The organism is Streptomyces sp. WM6372 (assembly GCF_001279655.1).
Taxonomy (GTDB): domain Bacteria; phylum Actinomycetota; class Actinomycetes; order Streptomycetales; family Streptomycetaceae; genus Streptomyces.
In genome coordinates this window covers 109460-120516 of the sequence record NZ_LGDB01000047.1, presented here as the reverse complement: position 1 = coordinate 120516, position 11057 = coordinate 109460, and the positions used below count along the sequence as shown (strand labels likewise).

The window sequence follows — 11057 nt, the reverse complement described above, 5'->3', positions numbered from 1 at the left end:
GGCCTGGGGCGGGCGGGTGGCGTAGAAGGCCACCGCCGAGGCCGCGGCCACGTTCAGGGAGTCGATCCCCTCCGCCATCGGGATCCGGACCCACTCGTCGGCGGCGCGCAGCGCGTACGTGGACAGGCCGTGGCCCTCGGAGCCGAGCATGATCGCGGAACGCTCGAAGCGCTCCGGCGGGACCTGGTCCAGCGGAGTGGCCTTCGGACTCGGCGTCATGGCCAGGATCCGGTAGCCCGCCTCGCGGACCTTCTCCAGGTCGGCGGGCCACTGGTCCAGGCGCGCGTACGGAACCGAGAACACCGACCCCATCGAGACCTTGATGGCGCGCCGGTAGAGCGGATCCGCGCAGTCCGGGGAGAGCAGTATCGCGCTGATGCCGAGGGCCGCGGCGCTGCGGAAGGCGGCGCCCAGGTTGGCGTGGTCGACGAAGCCCTCGAAGACGGCGATGCGGTGGCCCGTGCCCGCCCCCTCCGCCGCGAGCAGCTCGTCGGCCGCCGGCAGCGGCTTGCGCTGCATCGAGGCGAGGGCGCCGCGGTGCACGTGGTAGCCGGTGACGCGTTCGGCGAGCTCGGGGGTGACGGCGTAGACCGGGGCCGGGAGCTCGTCGATGACGTCGCGCATGACGTCGACCCACTTGGCGGAGAGCAGCATCGAGCGCATCTCGTACCCGGCGTCCTTGGCCCGTCTGATGACCTTCTCGCCCTCGGCGATGAACAGGCCCTCCGCGGGCTCGCGCCGGCGCCGGAGTTCGACGTCGGTCAGGCCCGTGTAGTCGCGCAGGCGGGGGTCGTCGGGGTCTTCGACGGTGATGAGATCAGCCACAGGGTGATACTGCCTTGTCCGGGGTGTGGTGCCAACGGCCGTGCGGGGCGTGGGTGCTTCAGGCGGTGGGGGCGGCGGGAGCCGCGACGTTGACGACCTCGCCGATCACGATGACCGCGGGCGGACGGATCTCCTCCGCGCGTACGGTCTCGCCGACGGTGGCGAGGGTGGCGTCCACACGGCGCTGGGAGGCCGTGGTGCCCTCCTGCACGACCGCGACCGGGGTGCCGGCGGGCCGGCCGTGGCGGACGAGGGCCTCGGCGATCAGACCGATCTTGTCCACGCCCATCAGGATCACCAGGGTGCCGGTGAGCTTGGCGAGGGAGGCCCAGTCCACGAGGGAGCGCGGGTCGTCGGGGCCGACGTGGCCGCTGACCACCGTGAACTCGTGCGCCACACCGCGGTGGGTGACCGGGATGCCGACGGCGCCGGGCACCGAGATGGAGCTGGAGATGCCGGGGACGACGGTGCAGGCGATGCCGGCCTCGGCGAGGGCCTGGAGCTCCTCCATGCCGCGGCCGAAGACGTACGGGTCCCCGCCCTTGAGCCGGACCACGGCCTTGCCGGCCTTGGCGTGCTCGATCAGGGCGTTGTTGATGGCCTCCTGGGCCATGTAGCGGCCGTACGGGATCTTCGCGGCGTCGATGACCTCGACGTGCGGCGGGAGTTCGTCGAGCAGGTCGCGGGGGCCGAGCCGGTCGGCGATGACCACGTCGGCCTCGGCGAGGAGGCGGCGCCCGCGGACGGTGATCAGGTCGGGGTCGCCGGGGCCGCCGCCGACGAGGGCGACACCGGGGGTGCGGGTGCGGTGCGCGGTGAGGGAGCCGTCGCGCAGCCCCTCGACGACGGCGTCGCGGACGGCGGCGGAGCGGCGGGGGTCGTTGCCGCTCAGGACGGCGACGGTGACCCCCTCGACGCGGCCGGTGGCCGGGGTCCAGGCGGTGGCCGCCTCGGCGTCGTCGGCGCGCACGCACCAGACCCGGCGGGCCTCGGCCTCGGCGGAGGCGGCGTCGTTGGCGGCCCGGTCCCGGGTCGCGATCAGCGCGTACCAGGCACCGTCCAGGTCCCCGTCCTGGTAGCGGCGGCGCTCCCAGCGGATCTCGCCGGTCTCGGCCATGGCGTCCACGGAGGGGGTGGCGGAGGGCGAGACGAGGAGGACGTCGGCGCCGGCCGCGACGAGCGCGGGCAGCCGGCGCTGGGCGACCTGGCCGCCGCCGATGACGACGACGCGGCGGCCGGCGAGGCGGAGTCCTACGGGGTAGGCGGAGTGTTCGGCCATAGCGGTGCGGCTCCTGGTGCGGCGGGCGGTTTCTGCGGGCCGCTGCTGCGCTGGAGCGGCTGGGTTCGGGTGGGGTGACGTGCGCTTTCCCTGTCCGGGGTCCAACGATACGGCCCGCGCCGTCGCCCCTGGGGCTCCACCCCCGGGCTCCCCCGGCCCCGGGTGTCGGGGCCGGGCCGCGCGGGGCGTTTCCCCCGCCCCGCGCGGCGGGGTGTTCCGGTCGGGCCTACTTCTCGGTGACTCCGGCCGAGTCGAAGGTGGCGACCTCGTGCATCGCGCGGGCCGCGCTCTGGACCAGCGGGAGGGCCAGCAGCGCGCCCGTGCCCTCGCCGAGGCGGAGGTCGAGGTCGATCAGGGGGCGCAGGCCCAGCTTGTTCAGGGCCGCCACGTGGCCCGGCTCCGCGCTGCGGTGGCCCGCGATGCACGCCGAGAGGGATTCCGGGGCGATGGCACGGGCCACCAGGGCCGCCGCGCCGGCGCTGACGCCGTCCAGGATCACGGGGGTGCGCAGCGAGGCTCCGCCCAGGAGCATGCCGACGATCGCCGCGTGCTCCAGGCCGCCGATCGCCGCGAGGACGCCGATCGGGTCCGCCGGGTCCGGCTGGTGGAGTTCCAGTGCGCGGCGTACGACCTCGACCTTGCGGGCGTGGGTCTCGTCGTTGATGCCCGTGCCGCGGCCGGTGACCTCCGCCGGGTCGACCCCGGTGAAGACCGAGATCAGGGCGGCCGACACCGTCGTGTTCGCGATGCCCATCTCGCCCGTCAGCAGCGCCTTGTTGCCCGCCGCCACCAGGTCGCGGGCCGTTTCGATGCCCACCTCGATGGCCGCGACCGCTTCCTCGCGGGTCATCGCCGGGCCGGTGGAGAGGTCCGCCGTGCCCGGGCGGACCTTGCGCGGGAGCAGGCCGGGGGTCGCGGGGAGGTCCCCGGCGACGCCGACGTCGATCACGCAGACCTCGGCGCCCACCTGGTTGGCGAACGCGTTGCAGACCGCGCCGCCGCCCAGGAAGTTGGCCACCATCTGCGTGGTGACCTCCTGGGGCCACGGGGTGACGCCCTGGGCGTGGACCCCGTGGTCGCCCGCGAAGATCGCGACCGCGGCCGGCTCCGGGATCGGCGGCGGGCAGACCCGGGAGAGGCCGGACAGCTGTGCGGAGATGATTTCGAGCATGCCCAGGGCCCCGGCGGGCTTGGTCATGCGCTTCTGGCGCTCCCACGCCTCGCCCAGCGCCTTCGCGTCGAGCGGGCGGATGCTGGCGACCGTCTCCGAGAGCAGGTCGTGCGGCTCCTCGCCGGGCAGCGCGCGGCGCCCGTACGTCTCCTCGTGCACGACCCAGGCCAGCGGCCGGCGCTGCGACCAGCCGGCCTGCGCCAGCTCCGGCTCCTCCGGGAACTCGTCGACGTAGCCGACGCACAGGTACGCGACGACCTCCAGGTGCTCGGGCAGGCCGAGCTCGCGGACCATCTCGCGCTCGTCGAAGAAGCTGACCCAGCCGACGCCGAGGCCTTCGGCGCGCGCGGCGAGCCAGAGGTTCTCGACGGCGAGGGCCGAGGAGTACGGGGCCATCTGCGGCTGGGTGTGCCGGCCGAGGGTGTGGCGGCCGCCGCGGGTGGGGTCGGCGGTGACGACGATGTTCACCGGGGTGTCGAGGATGGCCTCGATCTTGAGTTCCTTGAACTGCTTCGCCCGGCCCTTGGGCAGCGACTTCGCGTAGGCCTCGCGCTGGCGCTGGGCGAGCTCGTGCATCGTCCGGCGGGTCTCGGCCGACCGGATGACGACGAAGTCCCAGGGCTGGGAGTGGCCCACGCTGGGCGCGTGGTGGGCTGCCTCCAGGACGCGGAGGAGCACCTCGTGGGGGATCGGGTCGGTGCGGAAGCCGTTGCGGATGTCGCGGCGTTCGCGCATGACGCGCAGGACGGCCTCGCGCTCGGCGTCGGCGTACGCGGGGGCCGCCTCGCCCGCGGAGGGCTCCACGGCGGGTACGAGGGGGGCGACGGTCTCGGTCCCGGGCTCGGGCTCGGGCTCGGGCTCGGGCTCGGGCTCGTTGGCGGCCTCGGCCACCGGCTCGGCGGCCGGTACGGCGACGGCGTCCGGCTCGGGCTCCGGTACGGCGACCGGCTCCGGCGTGGGCTCGGGAGCGGCTTCGGCCTCCACGGCCGCGGCCTCCGGGGCCGCCTCCGGTACGGGCTCCACGGCGATGGGGGCCACAAGGGCCTCGGGAGAGACGGGAGAGACGGGAGCGACGGCCTCGGGGGTCTCGGGGACCTGGACCACCGCTTCCGCGGGCAGGGCCTCCGGCTCCGGCTCGGCGGCCGGCGCTTCCACCACCGGTACGTCCGCCACCGGCACCTCCAGCGGCGCGGCCTCGGCCACGACCGGCTCCGGCGTCGGCTCCACGGCGGGCGCCGCCGGGGCTTCGGCGGGCTCCTCGGCGACGGGCGCCTCGGCCGTGGGCTCCGGCGCGGGCTCCACGACGGCCACGGCGACGGCGGCCGGCTCGGGCTCCACCACCGCGACCGGCTCCGGCTGAGGGTCCTGCGGGGCGGCGGGGGACTCCGCGGGGACCTCGGCGGCCACCGGCGCCTCGGGTGCCATGACGGGCTCGGGCGCCTCCGCGGGCACGGGCGCCATCACGGGCTCCGGTGCCAGGACGGGCTCCGGTGCCATGACGGGCTCGGGTACGACGGCGGGCTCGGGCGCTGCCACCGGCTCCGGTACCGGAACCGGCGCCGGCTCCGCGGTCCACGGGGCGCCGGCCTGCGGCGGGGTCTCGCCCGGCTGCGGCGCGGCCGGTACGGCGGCGGCCTCGGGACGCGGGACGTCCAGGTACTCGGGGCCCAGGGTCGGCGGACCGGCCACCTGGACCGGGATCGGCGCCACGGGAGCGGCGGCCTGCGCGGCCGCGGGAGCGGTGGGAGCGGCGACCTGCGCCACGTGCACGGCGGGGGCCGCCGGAGCAGCGGCCGGACCCCGGTCGGCGAGGGAACGTACGACTCCGCCGGTGGCCTCGGGCACGGGCGGGCCCATGTGCAGCGGCCGGCGGGAGGGCGCCACCGGGGCCACGGGCGCGGCCGGAGCCGCCGGGGCGGCGGCGGGCGGCGGGACCACGAGGCCGCCGAGGTCGAGCGCGCCGGAATCGCGGCCGCCGGCCTCGTGCGCGCCCGCGCTGTACGAAGCGTCGCCGTAGGAGGGGTCGGGGAACGCGGGTGCGACGGGGTAGGCGGGCTCGGCGTACGCTGCCGGCGCCTCGGGGTACTCGGCGTAGGGCGCGTCGCCGTAGGAGGTCTCGACCGCGAAGACCGGCGCCGGCGGGACGACCTGCGGGTCGCTCCACGCGCCCTGGCCGCTCGGCATCAGCAGCAGTTCCTCGTCCTCCGGCTCGGCCGGGTTGTCCACGAGGTCCTGGAAGGCGTAGCCGCCCTGGACAGGAGCGGGGGCGGGGACGGGGCCGGGGTGCTGGACCGGAGCGGGAATGCCCTGCTGATCCACCATGCCCGCGTTGTCCGGGAGACCCTCGCCCGGTACCTGGCCGGTGTCAGTCATGCGTACCCCTCGCCCATCGGTTGTGCGTCATCGATCGCCCGGCGCCCGAGCGGGGTTGCCGTACGACGTGTCCGTCGCGCGCAGGCCCCGCACGACAACCCGTAAGCATTGTCGCGCCCGTTAGCCACCATGGCGGCCATAACCGGCACGGTGTGCTGTGGACTGCGCCACGTCGCGCGTCCGGCGGTGCCGTCACCCCCGGAGATGCCAGGGCGGTACGACGATCGGCCAGCCTACCCCGGCCCCCGCGCTAGCGGTTCACGGGGCGTTCGGCTGCCAGGAGGAAGACGACGGAACGGTCCTGTTCGCTCCAGGTGCGCGTGTCCAGGCCCACCGACTGGAGGAGCGCGCACTCGACGGTGTAGCCGCCCTCGGTGAGCGCGCGGCCGATCTCCTCCGCCTCGTCGCGGGTGGAGGCGTGGCTGACGATCCGTTCGGGGCGGCGGTCGGCCACGGCCCGGGCGACCGCGGCTCCCCCGCCGCCGACGCGGACGACATCGGGTTCGGGGAGGTCCTCCAGTACGTGCGGTGCGCGCCCGGCGACGACCTGGACCTGTACGCCCCGGTTGCGGGCGGCGGCCGTTGCGCGTTCGCAGGCGCGCGGGTCGGCGTCGACCGCGATGACGGCGGCGCCGAACGCGGCGGCCTCCACGGCGAGGGCGCCGGAGCCGGTGCCGATGTCCCAGACGAGGTCGCCGGTGCGCGGGCCGAGGCGGGCGAGCTGGGCGGCGCGCAGCAGTGCCGACTCCCCTTCGCCTTCGTCGGGCCGGGGCCGGGCCCAGCCGCGTCCGCCGGTGTGGGCGGCGCTCTGGCCGAGCAGCCAGGCCGGGTCGGCGGCCGCGGCGGAGGGCGCGGCGGGGGCGGCGGCGGCCTGTCCGCCGATGACGATGACGACGTTGGGGTCGCGCCAGCTGTGGTCGGCGACCCGGTCGGAGGTCAGGACGGTCACCTGCTCCTTGCCGGTGCCGAGCTCCTCGCAGATGACGAAGGTGCGGTGGACCCCGCCGAGCAGCAGGGCGAGTTCGGCGGGGCCGGCTCCGGGCGAGGTGAGGACGGCGACCTTGCCGTGGGCGCGGCAGACGTTGACGGCGCGGCGCAGCGTACGGGGGTGGGCGACGACGACCTGGGCGTCGTCCCAGGGCATCCCGGCGCGGGCGAAGGCGGCGGCGACGGCGGACACGGCGGGGACGACCTCGACCTCCAGGCCGTGCTCCGGGGCGCGCAGGGTGCGGACGGCGCCGAAGAAGCCGGGGTCCCCGTCGGCGAAGACGACGGCGGTGCCGCGGTGGCCGGCGATGCGGCGGGCGGCGAGGCCGAGGCTGCCCAGCCGGATGCGCTCGGCCGTGGGCGGTACCTCGGGAAGGGCGAGGTGGTGGGCGGCGCCGGCCACGAGGGTGGCGGCGGAGAGCGCGGACCGGGCGGCCGCGGTCAGGGGCGAGCCGTCCCAGCCGATCACCGTGACCCGGTCGGCCATCGTCGTCAGTCTCCTGGGGTGGGGGCGGGCGAAGCTTCGTCGGCAGGGGCCGGCGGGCGGGCCACCAGGCACGGTGAGACTACCTGGTCATCAGGTCGGTCCGGTCAGCTCCAGTCGGCGCCGACCGCGTAGCCGCCGGCGCCCGCCTGGGCGCCGCGGCCGTACCCGTAGTCGTCGTGGCCGTTGTAGCCGTCCGACTCCGCCATGTCGTCGATGTCCTCGGGGAGCAGGCTCCAGACGATGAGGTCGGTGCGGGTGTCCGCCCAGGATCCGTCTGTTCCGTTTTCGGGCCGGGTGCGCACCATCCACGCGTTGCGCAGGACGCCTTCGCTGATGCAGCCGATCTTCTGGGCCACCTGCTGGGAGGCGGTGTTGTCGGCGGCGGTGCGCAGTTCGAGGCGTTCGAAGCCCTGGTCGTGGAAGAGCCACTGGGCGACGGCGAGTACGGACTCGCTGGCGTAGCCCTCGCCGCGGGCCCAGGGGGCGGTGACGTAGCCGACCTCGGTGCTGCGGGTACGCCAGTTGGTGTTCTTGAGGTGCACGATGCCGACGAGGCGCTGGGTGAGGAATTCGGCGACGGCAAAAACGATGCCTCTGCCCTCGGTGCGCTCCGCGTGGGACTGCCGGGTGGCCCAGGCGTGGGCGTCGGCGTGGGTGTAGGGGTGCGGTACGGAGGTCCAGGCGGTGATGTGCTCGTCGTTCATCATCTCGGCGAGCGCGGTGACGTCCTCCCCGTCGAAGGGGCGCAGCACCAGCCGGTCCGTGCTGATGGTGACGTCCGGGAAGGTGGTAGTCATGCGCAGCTCCATGCCGTTGCTGGACCTTTGTGCGGGCCGTAGGCACAGCATGCAGCATCGGCGGTGTGATGTGGCGGGCGGGTTGCCCGGAAGCGGGCAGCGCTCGGCCCCGCACACCCGTGGGGCGTACGGGGCCGATCAGCGGTTCGGGGTCAGGACTTCGGGGCGCCGAAGGCCGGGACGACCGAGCCCTGGTACTTGTCCTCGATGAACTTCTTGACCTCGTCGGAGTTGAGGAGCTTGGCGAGCTTCTCGATCCGCGGGTCCTTCTCGTTGCCGGCCTTCACCGCGAGGAAGTTGGCGTACGGGTTGCCCTCGGCCTTCTCCAGGACGAGCGCGTCCTTGGCGGGCGAGAGCTTGGACTCCAGGGCGTAGTTGCCGTTGATGACCGCGGCGTCCACGTCGTTCAGGGCGCGCGGGACCGTGGCGGCCTCCAGCTCCTTGAACTCCAGGCCCTTCTTGTCGGTGATGTCGGACAGCTTGGCGCCGGTGCCGACGCCTTCCTTGAGGGTGATCAGGTTGTTCGCGGCGAGCAGTTGGAGCGCGCGGCCCTCGTTGGTGGTGTCGTTGGGGACGGCGATGGTCTGGCCGGCCTTGATGTCGGCGAGGGCCTTGACCTTCTTGGAGTAGAGGCCGAGGGGCTCCAGGTGCACGTTCACGACGGGCACGATGTGCGTGCCGTTCTTCTTGTTGAAGTCGTCGAGGTACGGCTTGTGCTGGAAGTAGTTGCCGTCGACCTGGCCCTGCTCGGTGGCGGTGTTGGGGAGCACGTAGTCCGTGAACTCCTTCACCTCCAGCTTGAGGCCCTCCTTGGCCGCCAGCTTGTCCTTGACGAAGTTCAGGACGTCGGCGTGCGGGCTCGGGGAGGCCGCGATGACGAGCGGCTTGCTCTCGTCGACCTTGCCGCCGTCGGCCTTGGTGGAGGACGGGTCCGAGGAGCTGCCGCAGGCGGTGAGGCCGAGGGCGAGCGCAGCGGAGGCGGCGGCGAAGGCGGTGACCTTGATGTTCTTACGCACGAAGAGTGCCTTTCTTGCTTTTTCCGGATGGAGGCCCAAGCACGACAAGTGCGGGCTTTCGGGGAGGGGAGGTTCGGGGGCCGTGGGCCCGGTTCAGGCGGTCCGGCCGCGGCGGGCGAGGAGGCGTACCGCGCCGTCGCCGATCAGCTGGATCACCGTGACGATGGCGATCAGGACCACGACGGTGGCGAGCATGAAGCCGGTCTCGAAGCGCTGGAAGCCGTAGGTGATGGCCTTGGAGCCGAGGCCTTCGCCGCCGACCGCGCCGGCCATGGCGGAGTACCCGATCAGGGTGATCAGGGTGGTGGTCACGGCCGCGACCAGCGAGGGCAGGGCCTGCGGGAGCAGCACCTTGCCCACGAGGGTGGGGACGCCGCCGCCCATGGACTCGACGGCCTCGATCAGGCCGTGGTCCACCTCGCGGACGGCCGTCTCGACGAGGCGCGCGAAGAAGGGGATGGCGCCGATGGCCAGCGGGACGATCATCGCGGTGGGGCCGATGAAGGTGCCGACGACCGCGGTGGTGACCGGGATCAGGGCGATCAGCAGGATGATGAACGGCAGCGAGCGGCCTATGTTCACGATCACGCCGAGGACCTTGTTGAGCGGCCGGTTCTGCAGGAGGCCGCCCTTGTCGGTGAGGACGAGGAGGATGCCGATGGGCAGTCCGCCGAGGACCGTCACCAGGGTGGACCACAGCACCATGTAGAGGGTGTCGTACGTGCCCTGGGTGAGCAGGGGCTGCATCTCGGACCAGGTCACTTGGCACCATCCTTGACGAGCTGGGCGAGCTCGGCGTCGGCGTCTTCGGGATCGTCGACGACGTCGACCTGAAGGCCCTGCTCGCGCAGGAAGCCGACGGGCACGACGTTGTCCTCGTAGCGGCCGGGCAGCTCGATCCGCATGCGGCCGATCTGGCGGCCGGCGACGGTGTCCATCGCGGCGCCGAGGATCGAGATGTCGATGTTGTACGTGCGCGACAGCTGGGAGATGACCGGCTGGGTGGCGGCGTCACCGTGGAAGGTGACGTCGACGACCGTGCGGTCGGGGCCGGTGGCGGCGCCGCTGACGGGGAAGAGCTCGCCGGCGAGCTCGGAGCCGGGGGTGGCGAGCAGTTCGGCGACGGTGCCCGACTCGATGATCCGTCCCCGCTTCATGAGGGCGGCCGAGTCGCAGACGGTCTTGACGACGTCCATCTCGTGGGTGATGAGCAGGACGGTCAGGCCGAGCTGCTGGTTGAGGTCGCGCAGCAGCTGGAGGATCGAGCGGGTGGTCTCGGGGTCCAGGGCGCTGGTGGCCTCGTCGGACAGGAGCACCTTGGGGTCGCCGGCCAGGGCGCGGGCGATGCCGACGCGCTGCTTCTGACCGCCGGAGAGCTGGCCGGGGTAGGCCTTGGCCTTGTCGGCGAGGCCGACGAGGTCGAGGAGTTCGAGGGCCTTGCGGGAGCGCTCGCGGCCGGAGACGCCGAGGATCTCCAGCGGCAGTTCGATGTTGCCCTGGACGGTGCGCGAGGACAGCAGGTTGAAGTGCTGGAAGACCATGCCGATGCGGCTGCGGGCCTCGCGGAGCTCCTTGCCGGCGCGGCGGCCGCGGCCGGCGAGCGCGGTGAGGTCGACGCCGTCGACGGTCACGGTGCCGGTGGTGGGGCGCTCCAGCAGGTTCACGCAGCGGATCAGGGAGGACTTGCCGGCGCCGCTCTGGCCGATGACTCCGTAGACCTCGCCCTCGCGGACGTGCAGATCGACGCCGTCCAGGGCGGTGACCTCGCGGCCACGGGACTGGTAGACCTTCGTGAGGCCCGATGTGGTGATCACAGGAATTCCGTCGCTGTCGAGTGCGCGGCGCAGCGGGGTGCCGGCACGGGGCAAACATCTGGGGACGCGATACGGGTCGAACCGTCACAAAAAGTCGGCGTCGACGCGTGCGCGGGGCAGGAGCGGTCCGTGGTGTGTGGACGGGCTCGGCCGAATCTCGCTTCGGGGCGCGAGACGCAGGAGAGGGGCCCTCAGAAGGCGCACATTCGACACATACAACGAGCACCGGGCGTCATCGTCGCCTCGGTCGCAAGGGTGCGGCTGCTCGTCGTGGTCATGGGCCCAAGTAAAGCAGACGTATCCCGCCA

The 11057-nt window shown here is 73.7% G+C and carries 8 protein-coding genes; all 8 read right to left on the bottom strand.

The window, feature by feature from the left end:
• Positions 1-825: TrmH family RNA methyltransferase (locus tag ADK52_RS06480; RefSeq protein ID WP_053688807.1), on the bottom strand; the 825-nt coding region annotated here is incomplete at its 3' end.
• A gap of 58 nt (positions 826-883) precedes the next feature.
• Positions 884-2104 (bottom strand): uroporphyrinogen-III C-methyltransferase, encoded by a 1221-nt coding sequence (cobA, locus tag ADK52_RS06475; RefSeq protein ID WP_053688806.1) that lies wholly within the window; start codon positions 2102-2104, stop codon positions 884-886.
• 226 nt (positions 2105-2330) lie between these two features.
• Positions 2331-5648 (bottom strand): nicotinate-nucleotide--dimethylbenzimidazole phosphoribosyltransferase, encoded by a 3318-nt coding sequence (gene cobT, locus ADK52_RS06470; protein ID WP_053688805.1) that lies wholly within the window; start codon positions 5646-5648, stop codon positions 2331-2333.
• Between the two features lie 250 nt (positions 5649-5898).
• A complete protein-coding gene (gene cbiE, locus ADK52_RS06465) occupies positions 5899-7122 on the bottom strand; it encodes a precorrin-6y C5,15-methyltransferase (decarboxylating) subunit CbiE (protein ID WP_053688804.1) in 1224 nt (407 codons plus the stop codon).
• Positions 7123-7226: 104 nt separating this feature from the next.
• Positions 7227-7919 (bottom strand): GNAT family N-acetyltransferase, encoded by a 693-nt coding sequence (locus ADK52_RS06460; protein ID WP_053688816.1) that lies wholly within the window; start codon positions 7917-7919, stop codon positions 7227-7229.
• A 152-nt stretch (positions 7920-8071) separates the two neighbouring features.
• On the bottom strand, positions 8072-8935 hold the full coding sequence (locus ADK52_RS06455; RefSeq protein ID WP_053688803.1) for a MetQ/NlpA family ABC transporter substrate-binding protein: 864 nt from the start codon (positions 8933-8935) through the stop codon (positions 8072-8074).
• A 93-nt stretch (positions 8936-9028) separates the two neighbouring features.
• Positions 9029-9697: a methionine ABC transporter permease gene (locus ADK52_RS06450; protein ID WP_053688802.1), complete on the bottom strand. Its 669-nt coding sequence runs from the start codon at positions 9695-9697 to the stop codon at positions 9029-9031.
• Positions 9694-10749, bottom strand: coding sequence for a methionine ABC transporter ATP-binding protein (locus ADK52_RS06445; protein ID WP_053688801.1), 1056 nt, complete (start codon positions 10747-10749; stop codon positions 9694-9696). The genes ADK52_RS06450 and ADK52_RS06445 overlap by 4 nt, the downstream gene beginning before the upstream one ends.
• Between the last annotated feature and the right edge of the window lie 308 nt (positions 10750-11057).

Bases quoted from the DNA above. Each gene is read 5' to 3' on its own strand.
- cobA (WP_053688806.1), bottom strand. From the start codon at position 2,104: ATGGCCGAACACTCCGCCTACCCCGTAGGACTCCGCCTCGCCGGCCGC.
- cobT (WP_053688805.1), bottom strand. From the start codon at position 5,648: ATGACTGACACCGGCCAGGTACCGGGCGAGGGTCTCCCGGACAACGCG.
- ADK52_RS06460 (WP_053688816.1), bottom strand. From the start codon at position 7,919: ATGACTACCACCTTCCCGGACGTCACCATCAGCACGGACCGGCTGGTG.
- cbiE (WP_053688804.1), bottom strand. From the start codon at position 7,122: ATGGCCGACCGGGTCACGGTGATCGGCTGGGACGGCTCGCCCCTGACC.